We start from the raw sequence: 20,015 nt of genomic DNA, 5'->3' as shown, positions 1-20,015 counted from the left end.
ACTCCTGTGACCGAACAACAGCTCTCCACCGAGGGGGACTCGCCGCCCTCGGACCCGCGGCCCTCGAGGCGGGGCCGCTTCCTCACGCCCCGCACGCTCGGCATCGGCTCGGCGCTCGCCGCGACCGCTGCGGCCGTCGCCCTCGTCTTCGCGACGCAGACCGCCGTGCAGGCGACCTCTTCTCCGGAGTCGCCGGTGTCCACCCCCATCGCCGCCGACAGCACCGACGAAGACGCGCCCGAGAAGGCGACGGAGGTCCCGAAGCCGACCACCGTCGCCGCCGCGTACGACGGACTCACCGGCGCCGAGGTCGAGTACGTGCGCTTCGTCGGCGCCCAGGACCCCGCGTTCGCCGCGGGCAAGGACCTGTTCGGCGAGCCCGGGCTGCAGTTCCTCTCGACCGACGTCGCCGACCCGCAGGCGTACTCGGACGGGCACCGTCGGCTGCTGTCGCTCTACTACGACTACGCCACCAACGAGACGGTCAGCATGATCGTCAACGTCACCAACGGCGCCGTCGAGTCGGTCGACCGTGCGTCGGGGACGCAGCCTGCGCCGACCGACGCGGAGACCTCGTTCGCGTGGGAGCTGCTGCTCGACGACGATGCGGCACAGCCCGTCGTCGACGAGTTCGCCGCCCTCACCGGCGGCTCGGTCCTGACCCCGGCCTCGGCCGAGGTGCTCCTCACCGCCCACTCGTTCGTGACGGATGCCGGATCCTTCGGCGCCGAATCGTGCGGCGTCGATCGCTGCGTGCAGGTGCTCGCCCAAGTCGACGGCGGCGCCTTCCTCACCACCAGCACGTACGTCGTCAACCTGTCGACGCGTGCCGTCCTGACCATCTCATGACCATGGAGACACCCCCGATGGAACGACGCTCCCTCCGCCGGCTGCTCGGCGCGGGCACCGCGATGGCCCTCCTCACGGGCGGCCTCGTGCTGTCGGCGCCGGCCGCAGCATCCGCACAGACCGTGACCGAGGCATCCTGCTCCGGCGACTCCCTTGTCTCGGAGACCCTGGAGTCCGGCTCGAGCTGGCAGATGTGCTGGCGCCTCGACACCTACCGTGGGCTCGTGCTCGACAAGGTCGCGTACCAGCCGCGTGACGACGCCGCGCCGACACTGGTGCTCGACTCGATCGCGCTCGCTCAGCTGAACGTGCCCTACGACACCGGCGCCACCGAGTACAACGACGTCACCACGTACCAGGTCGGCGGCCGCCGCCTGCAGGCTATCGAGGCCGTCGACTGCCCGGTCGGCGAGGTCTTCAACGCCTGGGTCGACGCGACCCGCGGCGCGATCCCCGCGCTCTGCATCGGCGAGGAGGACTCGGGTCTCGCGTACCGCTCGAACATCAACAACGACGCGCTCTACGCGGCCCAAGGCACCGATCTCGTGCTGCACACGGTCTCGCGCATCGGCTGGTACGAGTACCAGACCGAGTACCGCTTCCACGACGACGGCGAGATCTCGGTGCGCCTCGGCGCCACCGGCGACCTGTCGCCCAACGACTACGTGAACGTCGTCAACCAGGGCTGGCCGATCGCGCCGGGCCAGGAGGACTTCGCGGTCAACCACTACCACTCGGCCTTCTGGCGCGTGGACTTCGGCATCGACTCGGGCGCGAACCAGGTCGTCGAGAAGTTCGCCACCACGCCGACGGGCGAGTACGGCACGACCGGCGACACCGGCCACACCGCGATCCTCGAGACTCAGCTCAGCCAGATCACGAACGAGACCAAGACGATGGGCTCGAACCGCGAGGCCTACCGGGTCGTGAACCCCGAGAGCCTCAACGCGGACGGCCACGCCCGCTCGTACGAGATCATCGTGCCGCGCGACCAGGCGTACAACCTCAACCCCGAGACCGACTTCGACATCGCGTTCACGTCGGCCAAGTCCGACGAGGTGCACGCGAGCCACAACCTGATCCCGTCGAAGGCGGGCCAGATGGTCACCGACTACATCGCCGACGGCGAGTCGCTCGAGGACCCGGTGGCGTGGGTGAACGTCGGCTTCCACCACATCAACCGCGACGAGGACCAGAGTCCCATGCCGATCCACTGGCAGGGCTTCACGCTCTACCCGCGCGACTTCGCCGCGCAGAACCCCAACATCCCCGAGGGCCGCAAGTGGGTCAACGGCGACATGCGGGGCGTTCCGAACCCCAACATCACGCCGACGCCGACCGCGTCGCCGACGCCCACTCCGACGACCGAGCCGACGGGTGAGCCCACCCCGACCGCGACGCCGACCACGCCGGGCAACGGCAACGGCAACGGCAACGGGAACGGGAACGGGAACGGGAACGGGAACGGGAACGGCAACGCAGCCACGCCGGCTGCCGCCGCGGTGACGTTCGGGTCGAGCGAAGTCGCCCCGGGAGCTGCGCAGACGGCGACCGCGAGCGGTTTCGCGCCGGGTGAGACGGTGAGCGCCGTCATGCACTCCGACCCCGTCGACGTCGGCACGTTCGTGGCCGACAGCGAGGGCGCCGTGAGCGCGCAGTTCATCGTCCCGTCGGGCACGCCGGCCGGCGAGCACACGCTCGTGCTGACCGGCCAGACCTCGTCGACGGTGGCCGAAGGCACCTTCACGGTGGCGTCCGCGTCGCCCGCGGCGGTGTTCGGGGCACTCGCCACCACCGGCACCGATGCGAACCGCTGGGCGCTGTCGGGACTGGTGCTCCTGGTGGCCGGTGCGGGCCTCGCCGGCACCTCGTGGTATCTGCGGCGTCAGCAGAGCCTCAGGGCTCACGCCTGACCCACTCCCGCGGGGCGGCGCCTGTCGCCGTCCCGCGGGACCCCTTCCTCGGCGCACGCGTCGGGGACGCGGCATCCGACCCGAAAGGACAACCGATGCGCAATCGCATCGCCGCGCTCGGCGTGGTGCTGGCCGTGTCGACCGTGGCCGCCGGCGGCGCCGCGGTCGTTCTCGGGCTGACGGACTCGAAGGACTCGGCTCCGCAGGCGGCAGCGTCAGGAGCGATGACGGATGCTGCCACCGCCGCCTACCCGACACTCGAAGACCACTGCTACATCGAGGGCATGATCCCGCACCACGAGCAGGCGCTCGAGCTGAGCACCCTCGTGCTCGAGGCCGGCGGCGTGCGCGAGCGGACGCGGGCGCTCGCCGAGTTCATCGTCGCCGACCAGAGCGCTGAGATCGACACGATGCGCGCGTGGCAGACCGCGTGGCGCGGCGCGATCCCTGCCGAAGGCGCTGCCGGCGGCCACCAGGGTCACGGTGGCGCCTCGGCTGTCGCCGGTGCGATCCCGACCGGCTGCGGCGAGCACCCGCACACGCAGATGAAGGGCATGGCGACCGCCGAACAGCTCGCCGCGCTGGACGCGGCAGACGGCGCCGCGGCAGACCGGATGTTCCTCGAGCTGATGATCGCGCACCACGACGGTGCGCTCGAGATGGCCGAGAGCGCCGTCCGCGAGGGCTCGAACGCCTTCGTCCGCACCTCAGGCAAGCATGTGCTGGTCGAACAGGCGCGTGAGATCGCCGCGATGACCGGCCTTCTGTCGGAGGTGCCGTGACCCTCGCCGCGGCGACGACCATCCGGCCCTCCGCCGGCCGCCGCAGGCTCGTGTCGGTGGCGGCCGTCCTCGCCCCTGTCGCCGGTGCACTGCTGATCGCTGCGGCGTTCGGCGTCGCGACCGTGCGCAACGACTCGATGAGCCCGACCCTTCACGGCGGCGACACCGTCGTGTTCGACCGCTGGAGCGCGCCGGCTCGCGGCGACGTCGTGCTGCTCGTCGACCGCGAGGGCTGGTCGGGCACGCGCGACGCACTGCTCGTGAAGCGTGTCGTCGGCGTCGCCGGAGACATCGTGGCCTGTTGCGAGGCCGGCACCGGCCGGCTCATCGTGAACGGCGAGCCGCGCGACGAGCCGTACGCCGGCGAGGTGCGCCCGGGCGGCGAGATCCCGTTCCGCATCACCGTTCCCGAGGAGGCGGTGTGGGTGATGGGCGACAACCGCGCCGCGTCCGCCGACTCGCGCCTCTCCGTCTCCGGGCCGGGTCACGGCGCCGTGCCGCTCGACGACCTGCGCGGGACGGCGCGCCTCTGGTGGGGCGGCTGAGCCCTCCCGCCCCTCCGCTCGACAGGATGCTCCTATGGATGCATCCTGTGGAACTCGGGCGGGCCTCGACCCCGCAGCATCCGTCATGCAAAGCCGAACCCCAAGCGGGCCACGTGCGGCCCCCGGCCCCCTGCGAGGCATAGCCTGGAGGCATGGCGACGAAGCCCCCGACAGCCGATATCGACGAGACCCGGGTGCACGCGTCGCGACCCAAGAAGGTCGCGGTGGGCGTGCCCGCGGTGCTGCACGCGCTCGAGATCGCCAACGAGCAGATGGGGGTCGCGCGCTCGGTGCAGACGCTGATGCGCGTCAACCAGAAGGACGGCTTCGACTGCCCCGGCTGTGCATGGCCCGAAGAGGACAAGCGCCACATCGCGGAGTTCTGCGAGAACGGCGCGAAGGCCGTCGCCGAAGAGGCGACGCTGCGCCGTGTCGGTCCGGACTTCTTCGCGGCGCACTCGATCGACGAGCTGCGCGCGCACGACGACTGGTGGTTGGGGCAGCAGGGCCGCCTGACGCATCCGATGGTGCTCGACGAGGGCGCGACGCACTACCTGCCCATCACGTGGGACGACGCACTCGCCCTCGTCGCCGACGAGCTGCGCTCGCTGGATGACCCCGATGAGGCCGTGTTCTACACGTCGGGTCGCACGTCGAACGAGGCGGCGTTCCTGTATCAGCTGCTGGTGCGGGGCATCGGCACGAACAACCTGCCGGACTGCTCGAACATGTGCCACGAGTCGTCGGGGTCGGCGCTCACCGAGACGATCGGGATCGGCAAGGGCACCGTCTCGATCGAGGATGTGCACGAGGCCGACCTGCTCATCGTGGCCGGGCAGAACCCCGGCACCAACCACCCCCGCATGCTGTCGGCGCTCGAGAAGGCCAAGCAGCGCGGCGCGACGATCATCGCGGTGAACCCGCTCCCCGAGGCGGGGCTGATGCGGTTCGAGAATCCGCAGACCGTGCGCGGCGTCGCCTTCGGGGGCACGAAGCTCGCCGACGAGTTCGTGCAGATCCGCCTCGGCGGCGACCAGGCGCTGTTCCAGGCGATCGGCAAGCATCTCCTCGAGATCGAAGCGGCCGAAGGTGGTGTGCTCGACCACGACTTCATCGCGGAGCACACGAGCGGTTTCGACGCCTACCGTCAGGCGAGGACGGATGCTGCGTGGCGCGACCTCGTCTCCGCCACCGGGTTGCCCGAAAAGGCGCTGCGCCGCGTCGGCGAGGCCGTGCGCACGTCGAAGGCCACCATCGTCTGCTGGGCGATGGGGCTGACCCAGCACAAGCACTCCGTGCCCACGCTGCGGGAGGTCGTGAACGTGCTGCTGCTGCAGGGCAACATCGGGCGGGCCGGCGCCGGCGTCTGCCCGGTGCGCGGGCATTCGAACGTGCAGGGCGACCGCACTGTGGGCATCTACGAGAAGCCGTCGACGGCGTTCCTCGACGCGCTCGATGCCGAGTTCTCCTTCGCCGCGCCGCGCGAGCACGGGTATGACACGGTCCAGGCGATCCGCGCGATGCGCGACGGCAAGGTGCGTTTCTTCATGAGCATGGGCGGAAACTTCGTGTCGGCCACCCCCGACACCGCGGTCGTCGAGGCCGGCATGGCGCGGGTGGGGCTCACCGTCCATGTGTCGACCAAGCTCAATCGATCGCACGTCGTGACCGGCCGCCGCGCGCTCATCCTGCCGACGCTCGGCCGCACCGACCGCGACCGCCGCGGCGGCCGCGAGCAGCGCGTCACGGTCGAGGACTCGATGGGCGCCGTCCACTCGTCGCGCGGCCGCCTCGTGCCGCCCTCGGAGGGGCTGCTCAGCGAGGTCGCGATCGTGGCACGGCTGAGCGGCCTGGTCTTCGGGGCCGCGGGTGCCGCGGCAACGCCGTCACGAGCGGAGGAGATGTCGCGAGCGGAGGACGGCTTCGCCGCATCCGCTCCTCCGATCCCCACATCCCCTCCGCTCGTCACCACCGAGCGGGGAAGTGGCGGCCCGCGGTCAGACCACGGCCTCCCCGAGCACGGTGCCGCAGAGCCCGAGCGACCCGATCCGGCGAGGCTGCAGCATCCGTCCAACGTCCCTCAGGCCGACTGGGCGGCGCTCGAGGCCGACTACGCGCTCATCCGCTCGCACATCGAGCGGGTGGTGCCGGGCTTCGACGACTACGAGGAGCGCATCGACAAGGGGCGCACGCTGCACCTGCCGAACGGCCCGCGCGACGCGCGCCGGTTCGCGACCGTCGACGGCAAGGCGCGGTTCACGGTGAACGCGCTCGAGTATCCGGTGATACCGCGGGGTCGGCTGCTGCTGCAGACCCTGCGCTCGCACGACCAGTACAACACCACGATCTACGGCAAGGACGACCGTTACCGGGGCATCCACGGCGGCCGCCGCGTGGTGCTCGTGAACGCGAAGGACATCGTGTCGCTCGGGTTCGCGGAGAACGACATGGTCGACCTCGTGTCGGAGTGGACGCGTCCTGACGGCACGATCGAGGAGCGCCGCGCCGAGGAGTTCCGCATCTTCGCGTACCGCACGCCGCGGGGCAACGCCGCCGCCTACTATCCCGAGACGAATGTGCTCGTGCCGCTCGACTCGGTCGCCGACGTCTCGGGTACGCCGACGTCGAAGTCGGTGATCGTGCGGCTCGAGCGCCGCGCATGAGCGGCGCGTCCGCGCTTAGGCTGGGGGCATGACCCGAGCCGCTGTCGTCACCGTGTCGGACCGGTCGGCCGGAGGCTCCCGGACGGATGAGAGCGGGCCGATCGCGGTCGCGGCGCTCCGCGAGGCCGGCTTCGACTGCGCGGACGCGGTGGTCGTCCCCGACGGTGCCGACAGCGTCGAGCGCGCCCTCACCGCCGAGGTGGTCGCGGGGGTGAAGCTCATCGTCACGACCGGCGGCACGGGCGTCTCGCCGCGCGATCAGACCCCCGAGGGCACCGCACGCGTTGTGACCCGCCAGATCCCGGGCATCTCCGAGGAGCTGCGTCGCCGCGGCGCCGCCGAGAAGCCCGTGGGCATGCTCACGCGCGGCCTGGCGGGCGTCGTCGACCCGCACGGGGTGCTCGTCGTGAACCTTCCGGGATCGCCCGGGGGCGTCGCATCCGGAATGCCGGTGGTGGTGTCGGTCGCCCGCCACGTGCTCGACCAGCTCGGCGGGAGCGACCACTGATGGCCGTCTCGACCGACGCCGTGCGGGTCGCGGCGATCAGCGCCGAGCCGCTGGACCTCGACGCGCACCTGCGTGCCGTCGACGACTCCCACATGGGCGCGGTCACCACGTTCGTGGGGCGCGTGCGCGATCACGATCCGGATGCTGCCACCGCCGTCGTCGCCCTCGAATACTCCGCCCATCCCGACGCCGAGGCGACGCTGTCCCGGCTCGCGGCGGCCGCGATCGGGTCGACCGGGGCGCTCGTCGCGGTGTCGCACCGGGTCGGAACCCTGCACGTGGGCGACGCCGCCGTCGTGATCGCGGTCGCCTCCGCGCATCGGGCGGCGGCCTTCGAGGTCTGCCGCACCCTCATCGAGACGATCAAGACCGATCTGCCGGTGTGGAAGCGCCAGGTCGAATCCGACGGCACCGCCACCTGGCTCGGCCTCGGCGGCTGAGCGCGCACGCCGGCGCCGAGCACAGAATCGCAGGTTCTGCGCGACACGCCGGGTCGCGGCATCCGTCCCCGGCGCGTCGCCTGAGAACTCCGATGCTGTGCTCGGAATCAGCCCCCGGCGAAGGGCGGCAGCACGTCGACGAGTTCGTCGGCCCCGAGAGGGGTGTCGTCGGCGACGCGCGAGCCGCCGACGAGCACGGCACAACGGGGGAGGATGCCGCCGAGGCCCGGGTGGGCCGCAGAGACCGCGTCGCGCAAGGCGCCGAGCGTGGCCTCGGAACGACGCTCGGTGTCGAGGCCGGTGGCCTCCTGCGCGGCGGCGAAGTAGCGGACGACGGCCATCAGACCTCCCACTCGTTCGCCATCGCGGTGATGGCGGCAACGGCGGCGGCGGTGTCTTCCGGCGAACCGCCGGCGCGACCCGCCACGAGGCCGGCGGCGAACGCGCTGAACGGCGCCGCCGGGCGTGCGACACCCAGCGCGACATCGCGAGCGAGGTCGAGGATGAGTGCCACGGGAAGCTCCTCGGGCGCGAGACCGAACCGCTCGCGCAGCGCGTCGGCCCACGCGTCGAGGGCCTCGGGCGGAAGGGTGCGGGACTGCTCGCTCATGACGGCTCCTCCGATGCGTGCTCGGCCCTTCGTCGGGCCTCCTCCAGATCCTCCCACGTGTCGACGTCGCGGGTCAGGTCGTCACCCGCGGCGACGACCGTGACCGCCAGATCGTCGAGCAGAGCGCGAACGGGTGCGTCACGACCGGCATCGGGAAGAACGGATGCTGCGGCCCGCAGCGCGCGCGTGCGATAGACGCCGATCAGCCACTGCGGCCGGCTCGAGGCGTCGGCGAGGCAGACGCCGTCGGTGTCGGAGGGGAGGAGCAGGATGTCGTCGACCAGGCGCCGCACCGCGGCGCCGGCGCCGGGGAGGTCGCATGCGAGCAGGAGCGTCCACATCGGGTCGTCCTCCTCCGCCCAGGAAACCAGTGCCGCGACCACGGCCGCCGCCGGACCCGTGAACGGAGGGTCCTCGCGCACCCACGCGACCGGCAGCGTCTCGTCGAGCACAGGCGCCACCACCGTGATCGGCCGGGCGGCAGCATCCGTCGCCGCCGTCACCGCCGCAGCCAGCAGGGTGTGGCCGCCGACGTCGAAGAGGGGCTTCGCCGCGCCGTCGACGCGGGAGGCGCGGCCGCCGGCCAGCAGGATCGCGCCCAGACCGCCCGGAGGCGGGGGAGGCGTCATGCCTCGCCCGGGCGGTGCCAGTCGCCGCTCTTGCCGCCGGTCTTCGTGACGATGCGCACGCTCTCGATCGAGGTGCCCTTGTCGAGGCCCTTCACCATGTCGACGACCGCGAGGGCGGCGACCGAGACCGCGGTGAGCGCCTCCATCTCGACGCCGGTGCGGTCGGCAGTGCGGACCGTCGCCTCGATGCTCACGCCGTCGTCGACGATCGCGAGGTCGACGGTCGCGCCGTGCACGCCGATGACGTGAGCGAGGGGCAGCAGCTCGGGCGTGCGCTTGGCGGCCTGGATGCCCGAGATGCGGGCGACGGCGAGCACGTCGCCCTTCGGCACCGAGCCGTCGCGGAGCGCGGCGACGACCTCGGCGGCGCAGCGGACGAAGCCGCGCGCGGTGGCCGAGCGCACCGTCGGCTGCTTGAGGGTCACGTCGACCATGCGGGCGTTGCCCGCCGCGTCGAGGTGCGTGAACGTCGGCTGGTCGGTGCTCATGAGATCAGCATGACATCGACGAGATCGCCGGCCGCGACGGCGTCGACCTCCGCCGCGACGACGGCGTACGCTTCGGCGCGACCGAGGCCGCCCGCGAGGTGAGAACCGCCGGACGTCGCGGGGATCACCCGCCACCCCCGCGGGTCTGTGCGATCGATCGTGACGGGGAGGTACTGTCGCCGTCCCGGCGGCGTGCGCCAGCCCGTGGCCGCGGGGAGCGCGAGCACCGGGCGATCCAGCACGCGCCGACCTTGCATGCGCAGCAGCGCGGGGCGTACGAACACCTCGAACGACACCGCGGCGCTGACGGGATTGCCGGGGAGGCCGAACAGCAGCGCGCCCGAGGGCAGGCGACCGAAGCCCTGCGGCTTGCCCGGCTGCATCGCGACCTTCGAGAAGGTCATCGTGCTCGAGAGCGTCGTCTTCACGACCTCGTAGGCGCCCGCGCTCACACCGCCGGAGAAGACCACGACGTCGGCCGGACGTGCCGACCGCGGATCGGTCACCTCGGTGAGCACGGCGTCGAGGTCGCCGGGCTCGTCGGGAACGCTCGTGCGACGCACGATCTCGGCGCCCGCGTCGGCGGCGAGGGCTGCCAGCAGCACGCTGTTCGACTCGGGGATCTGGCCGCGCTGCAGCGTCGCCCCGGGCTCGACAAGTTCGCTCCCGGTCGAGATCACGGCCACGCGCGGTCGCCGCGAGACCACGACGTCCGCGACTCCGGACGCCGCGACCGCCGCGACCTGCAGGGCGCCGAGCACGACGCCGGCGGGCAGCACCTCGGCGCCCGCACGGGCGTCCTCTCCGGCACGGCGGATGTGCGCGCCGAGCGCGCGCGGGGCGCGCAGCACCGAGATGGATCCGAGCGAGTCCGCGAGTCCGCCGGCCGTGTCCTCGAACGGCACGATGGCGTCCGCGTCGGAGGGCACCGGCGAGCCCGTCATGATGCGTGCGGCCTCGCCGGGTGCGAGGTTCGGGTCGGCGGAGGTGCCCGCAGGCAGGTCCGCGACGACCCGGAGGGTCACCGCGGCGTCGGCGGCAGCATCCATCACGTCCGCGAAGCGCACGGCGAAGCCGTCCATCGCGGAGTTGTCGAAGACGGGGATGTCGACCGCCGCCCTCACCGGTTCGCTGAGCGTGCGACCGTGGGCCTCGGCGAGGGGCACCCGCTCGCCGGGAAGCGTGGGGGCCGCGGCCAGCACGCCGGCGAGCTGCTCCTCGACGGCGCGGAGCCCGGTCATGCGTGGACCGCCCTGATGTCGCGGTTCCACGCGTCGATGCCTCCGGCGAGGACGGATGCCTCGACCCCGGCGCCGCGCAGGGCGACCGCCGCGCGCTGCGCGCGCATGCCCACCTGGCAGACCACGATGACGGCAGGGGCCCCCACCCGCGTCGGGTCGGCGAGCACATCGCCGAGGGGAAGCAGCACCGATCCGGGGATGACGCCCCGCTCGGTCTCGAACGGCTCCCGCACGTCGAGCAGCACGATACCGCCGCGCTGGGCGGCCAGCGCCTCGGTGGGGGAGAGCTGCGGGATCGCGGGTGCCTGGGGGCGGGGCGCCGCGGACTGCCGTGCGGGCGCGGGGGGCGCAGCATCCGCCCCATCCGTTGCCGGCCGCAACGGCACCTCGTCGGTGCGTCCGCGGAGCGCGTCGATCACGAGCACCCGCCCGAGCAGAGGCTCGCCCACACCGGTGATGAGCTTCACGGTCTCGGTCGCGAGAAGCGAGCCGACCTGCAGGCACAGCGCGCCGAGCACGCCCACCTGCGAGCACGAGGGAACCTCGCGCCCGGCATCCGGCGGGTACAGGTCCGCGAGCCGCACGGCCGTCACGCCCACCGGCGGCGACGACCAGAAGACGGTCGCCTGCGCATGGAACTCCTGCACGACGCCCCACACCAGCGGCACGCCGAGCTGCTCGCACGCCCCTGCGACGGCCTCGCGAGTCTCGAACGTGTCGGTGCCGTCGACCACGACATGGGCGCCGGCGAGGAGCTGCGCCGCGTTGTCAGGCGTGAGCTGCGCCTGCACCGGCCGCACCACGGTCGTGGGAGAGAGGTCGGCGGCGATGCGCACCGCCGAGTCGACCTTGGCCGCGCCCACATCGCTCACGCGATGCATGACCTGGCGCTGGAGATTGGATGCCTCGACCCGGTCGTCGTCGATCACGGTGATGGTGCCGACGCCCGCGGCCGCGAGGGCCAGCACGACCGGGGAGCCGAGGCCGCCGGCACCGACGACGGCGACGTGCGCGGCGGCGAGCCGGCGCTGGGCGATCTCGCCGAACCCCGCGAGCACCCGGTGGCGGGCGGTGCGGGTGCGTTCGGCGTCGGTCAGCTCGGCGACCGGCTCGACGAGCGGTGGAAAAGCCATGTCTTCAGGCTATCCGCGCACGTCCGCGCGCAGGTCATTCGTGCGGAGATGCCGAAAGGCCTCGCGGTGTCGCGGGATCATGGTTGCCGGCAACCCTCGCGGATGCTGCATCGCCAGGCGGAGGCTCGGTCCATGAGTCATCCAGACGGCATCACGCAGCCCCTGGACCACCTCGCGACGTTGGACGAGCGGGACAAGAGAGCAAGAGCGTCACAGGACGACGCGGGAGGTCGCAGGACGTCACGTCCGGCCCGAGGGATCGGGGTGCGGCCTAGCCTGCGTTCATGGGTGACGTGGCGGGTGTCGTGGCACGGACAGGCGGCGCGTTCACACGGGTCGAGGTGCGAGAACCCCCGGTGCTCGAGCGGGTATGGGCCGAGGCCCTTCCGGAGCTCTCCCGCCCGGTTGCTCCCGTGCGGACTCCCCAGCCGCGGATTCTCGTCCTCAATGACGAGGTCGCCGCCGAGCTCGACCTCGATCCCGACGATCTGCGCTCCTCCGGAGGCGTCCGCTTCCTGACCGGTGAGTCGCTCGGGTCGGGTTCCACTCCCGTGGCCCAGGTGTACGCGGGACATCAGTGGGGCGTCTTCCAACCGATCCTCGGCGACGGTCGCGCGGCTCTCCTCGGTGAGCGACGTGACCGCGCCGGCCGCCTGCGTGATGTGCACGTGAAGGGGATCGGTCCCACATCGATGTCACGGGTCGACGGGTTCGCCGTCGTCGGGCCCATGCTTCGCGAGTTCCTCATGACCGAGGCGATGCACGCGCTGCGCGTTCCCACGACGCGGGCGCTCGCTGTGGTCGCCACCGGTGCTCCGCGCGACCATGACGGTCGCGTGCTGCCCGGCGCCGTGCTCGCGCGCACCGCGGCCAGCCATGTGCGGTTCGGCTCGTTCGAGTACGTGCGCGCCCAGGGCGACGCCGCGCTGATGCGCCGGCTCGCGGATCACGTCATCGTGCGCCACTACCCCGCGGCGGCCGTCGCCGATCATCCCTATCGTGCGCTGCTCGACGCGATCGTAGACGCCGTCGCGGCCCTCACCGCCGACTGGATGCGCATCGGATTCGTGCATGGCGTGGTCAGCACCGACAACGTCCTCGTGTCCGGGGAGACCATCGACTACGGACCCTGCGCCTTCCTCGACGCCTACGAACCCGGTGCGTTCTTCAGCTCCATCGACAAGACCGGACGCTACGCCTACGACAGGCAGCCGTCGATCATGCGATGGAACCTGGAACGCCTCGGCGAGGCACTCGCGCCACTCCTGGGCGAAGATCCCGCTGCCCGCGAGCCCGTCGCCGCGGAGATCGTGGACACGTTCGACGCGCGCTATCGGTCGCACTGGGCAGCTGCGTTCCGGCAGAAGCTCGGTTTCGACGATCGGGTCGACACGCAGCTCGCCGCCGAGCTCGCGCAGACCGCCCTGGATCAGCTCGTCGACCACGAGGTCGACTTCACCGGGTTCTGGCGAGATCTCGCCGCCGCCGCGGAGGGCGATCAGCGGCCGCTGCGCGACCGCTTCCTCGGTCCGGTGCCGGATATCGACGCGTGGCTCGCCCGGTGGTCAGCACTCCGACCGGATGCCGCCCTCATCCGGGCGACCAACCCGCTGTACATCGCCCGTAACCACATCGTCGAGGAGGCGCTGCAGGCTGCGACCGACGGGGACCTCGCGCCGTTCGAGCGGCTGGTCGACCTGCTGCGCGACCCGTACACCGAGCGATCCGGGAGCGAGTACCGCCGCTTCGCCCGGCCGGCGCCCGTCGGCACGCCGCGGCACCGTACCTTCTGCGGCACGTGAGCTGACGGGTGGCTGAACCCACATCTGCGGCAACCCCGCGATCACGAGGCGCGGACCGGCCCTGTGGACTCGCGGACGGTCAGATGCGCGGACAGGTAGTCGACACGGGGCCTGGGCTTCGACGTCAACTGGCTGATGAGAAGCTCGGTCGCCGCGCGGCCCGCGCGCTCGCCCGGTGACGTGATCGTGGTCAGCGGCGGATTGGCGGTGGCGGCGCCGAAGATGTCGTCGCAGCCGATGACACTGATGTCTTCGGGCACCCGCACGCCGCGGTGGCGCAGGCGCGCCATGGCGCCGATCGCGAGGGTGTCGTTGAAGAAGAGCGACGCAGTTGCGCCCGACAGCGCGACCGCGTCGGCCGCCGCGGCGCCCGCCTCGAGGGACGGGTGGAATGCGCCGAGCGGAACCAGCTCGGTGCCGTTGCGCTCAGCGGCGGGCAGGAGCGCTTCGAGGCGCGTGCGGTCGGTCCACGACGTCTCGGGTCCGCGGACGTACGCGATGCGGCGGTGGCCGAGCGAGTGCAGATAGTCGAGCGCGTTGACGGATGCCGCGGGCGTGGCGATCACCACGCTCGAGATGCCTGGCACCTCGCGGTTGATGGCAACGAGCGGCACCGCGTCCGCGATGGCTTTCAGGGTGTCGTCGTCGGCGCGCGGGGATGCGATGACCACGCCGTCCACGGTTCGCGACAGATCGCGCAGCCACTCCTGCTCGACGTGCGCGGACTCCTCGGTGTTGATGATCAGGCTGAGGAAGCCCGCGGCCTGGCACTGCGCCTGGCTTCCGCGGATCAGGTCGAACACGAACGGGTTGCTGATGTTGGGCAGCACGAGGCCGATCGTGCCGCGCGCCCGGGATTGGCCGGCGGAGGGCAGCGTGGCGGAGGCGTAGCCCATCTCGACGGCCTTGCCGCGGATCCGCTCGTACATCTCGGGACTGACGCGATTGGGATTGCTCAGCGCCCGGGAGACGGTGGAGGGGGCGACCCCACAGGCATGGGCGATGTCGGTCAGCGTCACGCGCCGACGGAAGCGGCGGTCGGGAATGGCCATTCGCTCTCCTTATCGCAAGATCGTGGCACAGTTTGTGCCAATGTGCGGGGCTTTGGAACCGAGAATACCGCCTCATACCGCCGTCGTAGCACAGCTTTGTGCACGAGCTTGGCACAAAGCCGCAAAGTTCGCATGGCCATCGGTATCGTATTCCGCGAGCCGAGAGAGATGTCATCCGGAGGTGCTCGTGGGCAATGAAGTCGACCTGGTCGCCGATCTCGGCGAGGGTTTCGGGGACTGGCGGATGGGCGACGACGAGGCGCTCCTCGACGTCCTCACCTCTGCGAACATCGCGTGCGGATTCCACGCGGGCGATCCTCGGATCATGGATGCGACAGTCCGCGCGTGCGTCGAGCGCGGCGTCGGCGTCGGCGCCCACCCGAGCTTTCCCGATCTCGTCGGCTTCGGACGCCGCGAGATGGCGCTGACCGCCCACGAGGTGCGGACCGACGTCGTGTACCAGCTCGGCGCGCTCCAGGCGTTCGCCGCCTACCACGGCACGCGGGTTGCGCACATCGCCCCGCATGGTCGGCTCGGCAATCTCGTCGCGGTCCGGCAGGACTACGCAGATGCGGTGGTGGATGCTGTCACCCACGTCGACCGCGACCTCATCGTCCTCGCGCAGGACGGCTGTCTGGCCCGCGCCGCCCGGGCCGCCGGCATCCGCGTCGGCATCGTGGGAGTCGCGGACCGCGCATATCAGGACGACGGCACGCTGGTTCCGCGCAGCGAGGAGGGTGCGGTGATCCACGATCCCGCCGAGATCCGCGACCGCACGGTGCGCATGGTCACGGAGGGCGTCATCCGCAGCCGCGGTGGGCGCGACATCCCCGTCGACTGTGACACCGTTCTCGTCCACGGTGACACCGCGGGCGCCGTCGCGCTGGCGCGCGAGATCCGTCAGGGGCTCGTCGATGCCGGCGTGACGATCACCGGCCTCGAGAGCGTGCTGGAAGGCAAGCAGAGATGACGACCGAACGGGCGACGATCTCGTCGAGCGGCGACTCCGCGCTGCGGGTGGTCTCGACGCTAGGCGATCGAGAGGCGAACTGGCGGCTCGCGCACCATCTGGCACGCCATCTGGACGCGGGGGAGATCCCGGGCGTGGTCGGCTCCATCCCGACATACGACGCCCTGCTGATCGAGCTCGACCCGGTCGGTGCCGCGCGCGACCGGCTCGTCCCCTTCCTCGAGCACATCATCGATTCGCTCGACGTCGATGCCCCGCTCACCGAGAACCCCCGGCACTTCGTCGTTCCGGTGCTCTACGACCACGAGTTCGCCCCCGACCTCGCCGACGTCGCGGAGGCACAGGGGCTCTCTGTCGAAGAGCTCATCCGCATCCACTCCGAGCCGGAGTACGTCGTGCGCTGCCTCGGATCGCCGGGCGGCTCGCCGATGCTCGACGGCCCCGCCTTCCCGGCGCCGGTCCCGCGGCTGTCGAGCCCGCGCGCGTCCGTCCCGCAGGGCGTCGTCTCGGTCGCCGGTCGGCAGGCCACCATCACGCCGGCCGTCGCTCCCGGTGGCTGGGCGCTGATCGGCCGCACACCGCTCACGGTGCTGGACCTGACGACCGAGCCGTTCGTGCCCTACGCGCCCGGCGACACGATCCGGTTCCGGCCGATCGACCGCGCCGAGTTCGATGCGCGCCTCGGAGAACGGATGGCCGCAGCATGACCGCCGGGCACCTCCTCATCCGTGAGCCGGGCATCTCGGTGCTCACGGACTTGGGCCGCACGTCGGGCCCGCGCTTCGGCGTCCCGGTGAACGGTGCGCTCGACCACTTCTCGGCGCGGGCGGCGAACATCCTGGTCGGCAATGCCGACGGCGCCCCGCTGATCGAGGTCACCGCGATCGACTTCTCGTTCACGGCCGGCGTCGACGTGCTCATCTCCGTCACCGGAGCCCCCGTGGGCGTCGAGATCGACGGCGTGGAGCGGCCGCAGTGGCAGCCGGTCTCGGTCAGTGCCGGTCAGACGGTGTCGCTCCGAGGGATGACCGGCGGCCTGCGCAGCTATGTCGCGGTGCGGGGATCGTTCGAGACGCCGCTGCTCTTGGGCAGCTGCGCCCCTGACACCGTCATCGGCTTCGGCAGCCCTCTCGCCGCCGGCGACGCCGTGGCGGTCTCGCGTGCCACGGCGCCGGTGTCCAATCCTTTCTACGACGCCGCCCTCTACAACCTGGGGCTCACCACGCCGCCGTACCTGCGCGACGTGGCGCGCGTCGACGTCACCGACGGGCCCGACCTCGCCGACTTCGGCACGACGGCCGCCCGGCTGTGGGATCGTCCGTTCACGGTGGGCGCCAAGAGCAACCACATCGGCCTCCGCCTCTCGGGCGCGCTGCCGCAGCGTCAGACCACCGGCGAATTGACCTCGCGAGGGGTCCCGGTCGGCGCGGTGGAGGTCCCTCCCGGCGACGAGCTGCTGATTCTGCACCGCGGACGCGGCGTGACAGCCGGCTACCCGGTGCTCGCGGTCGTCACGGCGACGGGTCTCAACCGGCTCGCACAGGTGCGGCCGGGCGATGCCGTCGCGTTCCGCCACGTCAGCATCGAGCGCGCCGTCGAGACCGCGCGCGCCGAGCACGACCACCTCGCAGACCTCCGCCGGCGCATCACCGCCGTCTTCGAGTCCCTCGGGCTCGACACCGCGGACTTCCATCGAAAAGGAGCAGCATGACATACGCCGACTACAAGACCGCCGTCGTCACCGGCGCGACGAGCGGCATCGGTCGCGGAGCCGTCGATGCCTTCCTCGCGCGCGGGCTCACCGTCCACGCCATCGCCCGCGACGCTGCCCGGCTGGGCGAGCTCGAGAAGCAGGGCGCCATCGTCCACCCCCTGAACCTGCGCGATACCGCCGCCCTCGAAGAGGCGCTCGCCGGCGTCGAGGCCGACATCGTCCTCAACAGCGCCGGCGTGAGCCGGATGGGCAACATCCTCAGCTCGTCCCGCGACGACCTCGACGACCTCGTCGACGTCAACCTCACCGCGGTCCTGCACATCGTGCGGTGCCTGCTGCCAGGAATGGTCGAGCGCGACCGCGGGCACATCCTCAACATCAGCTCGATCGCCGGTCACTACAACTTCTTCGGCCACACCGCGTACCACGCGACCAAGGCGGCCATCCACCAGCTGTCGCGCCAGCTCCGCAACGACACGATGGGCCGTCGCATCCGCGTGACGGAGCTGAGCCCCGGTCGCATCGAGACCGAGATCTTCTCCCGCAACCTCGGCGGCACGCCCGAGTCCGACAAGGCGGCGTGGGCGACCTACTACGAGGGGTACGAGTCGCTGACCGTCGAGGACATCGTGAACGCGATCGACTTCGCCGTCGATGCGCCGCAGCACGTCAACATCGGGCTCGTCGAACTCATGCCCACTTTCCAGGTGCCCGGCGGGCTCACTTTCGACCGCCGCGAAGACAGTTAAGGAACACAAACCCCATGGTGCACGTCACTACTCAGATCCCGCGCGCGACCGACGAGGACATCGCGCGGCTCGGCCAGTTCACCGCCGCGACCATCCACGAGGCGCAGGGCCGCCGCGGTGCGCTCAGCTCCACCATCAAGCCCATCGACCGCAACACATCCTTCGTCGGCTCGGCGTTCACGGTGGTCTGCGCGCCGCGCGACAACCTGATGCTGCAGATCGCCATCCACTTCGCCCAGCCGGGCGACGTCCTCCTCGTGTCGGCGGGCGGCTTCGCCGAGGCGGGTATGTTCGGCGACGTGCTCGGCAACGCCGCGCAGGCGAAGGGGATCGCCGCGGTGGTCACCGACTCCGGCGTCCGCGACACGCAGGAGCTCCGCGAGCTCGGCCTTCCCGTCTTCTCCGGCAGCGTGTCGATCAAGGGCACCGTGAAGGAGACCCTCGGGCACATCAACCAGCCGCTGGTGTTCGGCGACGAGGTGATCTACCCGGGCGACGTCGTCAAGGGTGACGCCGACGGCGTCGTCGTGGTCCGTCGCGAGGAGGTCGCCGAGGTCGCACGCCTGTCGGCCGCGCGCGACGCCAACGAGGCCGACCTGATCCGTCGCTACCGCGCGGGCGGCACGACGCTCGAGCTCTGCAACCTCGAAGAGGTGCTCCGGGTGAAGGGGCTCACCACCGACCTCGATGTGAGCGTGGCATGAGCGTCACCGCGAGCGCGTCGGCGTTCCGCCCCGCAGCCCGGCTGCAGCGGATCAAGCCGTCGCCCAGCACGCTCGCCGCGCAGCGCGTGCGCGAGCTGAAGGCCGCCGGTCGCCGCATCCTCGACCTCACGGTCGGGGAGCCCGATTTCGACACGCCCGAGCACGTCAAGGCGGCCGCGGTGGCCGCCATCGCGGCCGGGGAGACGAAGTACACGCCCGTCAACGGCACCCCTGTCCTGCGACAGGCCATCCGCGAGCATGCGCTGCGGACGCTGGGTGTGGAATACCCGGATGCCGAGATCACGGTCGGCGGCGGTGGCAAGCAGGTCATCTTCCTCGCGCTCATGGCGAGCGTCGACGAGGGCGACGAGGTCATCGTGCCGGCCCCGTACTGGGTGTCGTACCCCGATATGGTGCGCGCCAACGGCGGAGTCCCGGTGATCGTCGAGACCGCAGCCGACGCCGGCTACAAGATCACCCCCGACGCACTGCGCGCGGCCATCACGCCGCGCACCCGCTGGCTCATCCTCAACACGCCGGGCAACCCGACCGGTGTGGTGTACACCGAGGCCGAGCTCGAGGCGCTGGCCGAGGTCGTCGCCGAGAACCCGGGGCTGCTCGTCATGTCGGACGAGATCTACAGCGAGATCTCATACACGTCCGCGCGTGCGGCCAGCCTCGTACAAGTGGCCCCGCAGCTGAAGAACCAGGTGCTCGTGGTCAACGGCGTGTCGAAGTCCTACGCGATGACAGGCTGGCGGCTCGGCTACGCCCTGGGCGATCCGGCGCTCGTGGCAGCCATCAACACCCTGCAGTCGCAGACGTCGTCATGCCCGTCGTCCATCAGCCAGGCCGCCGCGGCGGCGGCGCTGTCAGGCCCGCAGGACTTCGTCGCCGAGACGGTCGCCGAGTATCGGCTTCGGCGTGATGTCGCCGTCGCGCGGCTCGCCGCGATCGACGGCCTCAGCCCTCTCTCGCCGGATGGCGCGTTCTACGTGTACGTGGACTGCAGCGGACTCATCGGCCGCCGCACCGCCGCGGGTACAGTGCTGGCCGACGACCAGGACGTCACCCTCCACCTGTTGGAGGACGCCGGCGTCGCGGTGATCCAGGGCTCGGCCTACGGGCAGTCGCCGTTCTTCCGCATCTCGATCGCCACCGACCTCGGCACGATCGAGGCCGCCGCGGACGCGATCGCCGACGCCGTCGCACGACTGGCCTGA

21 protein-coding genes are annotated in these 20,015 nt (G+C 71.5%); 14 read left to right on the top strand and 7 right to left on the bottom strand.

Features of this window, described 5'->3' with window-relative positions; genetic code table 11:
- Nucleotides 1-6: 6 nt before the first annotated feature.
- The 7 genes from ACVN90_RS14925 to ACVN90_RS14895 all read left to right on the top strand — a co-directional run bounded on the left by ACVN90_RS14925 (nt 7) and on the right by ACVN90_RS14895 (nt 7,700).
- On the top strand, nt 7-849 hold the full coding sequence (locus tag ACVN90_RS14925) for a hypothetical protein (RefSeq protein WP_475098999.1): 843 nt from the start codon (nt 7-9) through the stop codon (nt 847-849).
- 17 nt (nt 850-866) lie between these two features.
- Complete coding sequence (locus ACVN90_RS14920; RefSeq protein ID WP_475098998.1) at nt 867-2,762, top strand: copper amine oxidase; 1,896 nt, start codon at nt 867-869, stop codon at nt 2,760-2,762.
- 95 nt (nt 2,763-2,857) lie between these two features.
- Entirely contained in the window at nt 2,858-3,544 is a 687-nt protein-coding gene (locus tag ACVN90_RS14915) for a DUF305 domain-containing protein (protein ID WP_475098997.1), read from the top strand.
- On the top strand, nt 3,541-4,089 hold the full coding sequence (lepB, locus tag ACVN90_RS14910) for a signal peptidase I (protein ID WP_475098996.1): 549 nt from the start codon (nt 3,541-3,543) through the stop codon (nt 4,087-4,089). The genes ACVN90_RS14915 and lepB overlap by 4 nt, the downstream gene beginning before the upstream one ends.
- A 152-nt stretch (nt 4,090-4,241) precedes the next feature.
- Nucleotides 4,242-6,752 (top strand): FdhF/YdeP family oxidoreductase, encoded by a 2,511-nt coding sequence (locus tag ACVN90_RS14905; RefSeq protein ID WP_475098995.1) that lies wholly within the window; start codon nt 4,242-4,244, stop codon nt 6,750-6,752.
- A 28-nt stretch (nt 6,753-6,780) separates the two neighbouring features.
- Nucleotides 6,781-7,260 (top strand): MogA/MoaB family molybdenum cofactor biosynthesis protein, encoded by a 480-nt coding sequence (locus ACVN90_RS14900; RefSeq protein ID WP_475098994.1) that lies wholly within the window; start codon nt 6,781-6,783, stop codon nt 7,258-7,260.
- Entirely contained in the window at nt 7,260-7,700 is a 441-nt protein-coding gene (locus ACVN90_RS14895) for a molybdenum cofactor biosynthesis protein MoaE (RefSeq protein ID WP_475098993.1), read from the top strand. The genes ACVN90_RS14900 and ACVN90_RS14895 overlap by 1 nt, the downstream gene beginning before the upstream one ends.
- A gap of 107 nt (nt 7,701-7,807) precedes the next feature.
- On the opposite strand, the gene ACVN90_RS14890 is transcribed toward ACVN90_RS14895, so the two are convergent.
- Genes ACVN90_RS14890 through ACVN90_RS14865 form a run of 6 tightly spaced genes read right to left on the bottom strand, consistent with a single transcriptional unit; the run spans nt 7,808 to nt 11,801 of the window.
- Nucleotides 7,808-8,041: a MoaD/ThiS family protein gene (locus tag ACVN90_RS14890; RefSeq protein ID WP_475098992.1), complete on the bottom strand. Its 234-nt coding sequence runs from the start codon at nt 8,039-8,041 to the stop codon at nt 7,808-7,810.
- Nucleotides 8,041-8,310 carry a DUF6457 domain-containing protein gene (locus ACVN90_RS14885; protein WP_475098991.1) on the bottom strand — a complete coding sequence of 90 codons (270 nt, stop codon included), beginning with the start codon at nt 8,308-8,310 and terminating at the stop codon, nt 8,041-8,043. The genes ACVN90_RS14890 and ACVN90_RS14885 overlap by 1 nt, the downstream gene beginning before the upstream one ends.
- On the bottom strand, nt 8,307-8,939 hold the full coding sequence (mobA, locus tag ACVN90_RS14880; protein WP_475098990.1) for a molybdenum cofactor guanylyltransferase: 633 nt from the start codon (nt 8,937-8,939) through the stop codon (nt 8,307-8,309). Before mobA ends, ACVN90_RS14885 begins: the two co-directional genes overlap by 4 nt.
- Complete coding sequence (gene moaC, locus ACVN90_RS14875) at nt 8,936-9,427, bottom strand: cyclic pyranopterin monophosphate synthase MoaC (protein WP_475098989.1); 492 nt, start codon at nt 9,425-9,427, stop codon at nt 8,936-8,938. The genes mobA and moaC overlap by 4 nt, the downstream gene beginning before the upstream one ends.
- Nucleotides 9,424-10,668 carry a molybdopterin molybdotransferase MoeA gene (locus tag ACVN90_RS14870; RefSeq protein WP_475098988.1) on the bottom strand — a complete coding sequence of 415 codons (1,245 nt, stop codon included), beginning with the start codon at nt 10,666-10,668 and terminating at the stop codon, nt 9,424-9,426. Before ACVN90_RS14870 ends, moaC begins: the two co-directional genes overlap by 4 nt.
- Nucleotides 10,665-11,801 carry a ThiF family adenylyltransferase gene (locus tag ACVN90_RS14865; RefSeq protein WP_475098987.1) on the bottom strand — a complete coding sequence of 379 codons (1,137 nt, stop codon included), beginning with the start codon at nt 11,799-11,801 and terminating at the stop codon, nt 10,665-10,667. The genes ACVN90_RS14870 and ACVN90_RS14865 overlap by 4 nt, the downstream gene beginning before the upstream one ends.
- Before the next feature lie 284 nt (nt 11,802-12,085).
- On the opposite strand from ACVN90_RS14865, the gene ACVN90_RS14860 reads away from it, so the two are divergent.
- Nucleotides 12,086-13,603 carry a protein adenylyltransferase SelO gene (locus ACVN90_RS14860; RefSeq protein WP_475098986.1) on the top strand — a complete coding sequence of 506 codons (1,518 nt, stop codon included), beginning with the start codon at nt 12,086-12,088 and terminating at the stop codon, nt 13,601-13,603.
- Between the two features lie 41 nt (nt 13,604-13,644).
- On the opposite strand, the gene ACVN90_RS14855 is transcribed toward ACVN90_RS14860, so the two are convergent.
- Nucleotides 13,645-14,655 (bottom strand): LacI family DNA-binding transcriptional regulator, encoded by a 1,011-nt coding sequence (locus tag ACVN90_RS14855; RefSeq protein WP_475098985.1) that lies wholly within the window; start codon nt 14,653-14,655, stop codon nt 13,645-13,647.
- Between the two features lie 187 nt (nt 14,656-14,842).
- Here ACVN90_RS14855 and ACVN90_RS14850 point away from each other — a divergent pair, with 187 nt between their 5' ends.
- From ACVN90_RS14850 to ACVN90_RS14825, 6 genes are read left to right on the top strand one after another with little or no spacing between them, the layout of a single operon-like run.
- A complete protein-coding gene (locus ACVN90_RS14850; protein ID WP_475098984.1) occupies nt 14,843-15,625 on the top strand; it encodes a LamB/YcsF family protein in 783 nt (260 codons plus the stop codon).
- The gene (locus ACVN90_RS14845) at nt 15,622-16,332 is read left to right on the top strand and encodes a 5-oxoprolinase subunit B family protein (RefSeq protein ID WP_475098983.1); all 711 of its coding nucleotides are present in this window, start codon (nt 15,622-15,624) and stop codon (nt 16,330-16,332) included. Before ACVN90_RS14850 ends, ACVN90_RS14845 begins: the two co-directional genes overlap by 4 nt.
- The gene (locus ACVN90_RS14840; protein ID WP_475098982.1) at nt 16,329-17,336 is read left to right on the top strand and encodes a 5-oxoprolinase subunit C family protein; all 1,008 of its coding nucleotides are present in this window, start codon (nt 16,329-16,331) and stop codon (nt 17,334-17,336) included. The genes ACVN90_RS14845 and ACVN90_RS14840 overlap by 4 nt, the downstream gene beginning before the upstream one ends.
- Nucleotides 17,333-18,088: an SDR family oxidoreductase gene (locus ACVN90_RS14835; protein ID WP_475098981.1), complete on the top strand. Its 756-nt coding sequence runs from the start codon at nt 17,333-17,335 to the stop codon at nt 18,086-18,088. The genes ACVN90_RS14840 and ACVN90_RS14835 overlap by 4 nt, the downstream gene beginning before the upstream one ends.
- A gap of 14 nt (nt 18,089-18,102) precedes the next feature.
- Nucleotides 18,103-18,792, top strand: coding sequence for a 4-carboxy-4-hydroxy-2-oxoadipate aldolase/oxaloacetate decarboxylase (locus tag ACVN90_RS14830; protein WP_475098980.1), 690 nt, complete (start codon nt 18,103-18,105; stop codon nt 18,790-18,792).
- Nucleotides 18,789-20,015, top strand: a complete 1,227-nt coding sequence (locus ACVN90_RS14825; RefSeq protein WP_475098979.1) for an aspartate transaminase — start codon at nt 18,789-18,791, stop codon at nt 20,013-20,015. The genes ACVN90_RS14830 and ACVN90_RS14825 overlap by 4 nt, the downstream gene beginning before the upstream one ends.

The organism is Microbacterium sp. F01 (assembly GCF_056156365.1).
This window is presented reverse-complemented; position numbering and strand designations above follow the sequence as displayed.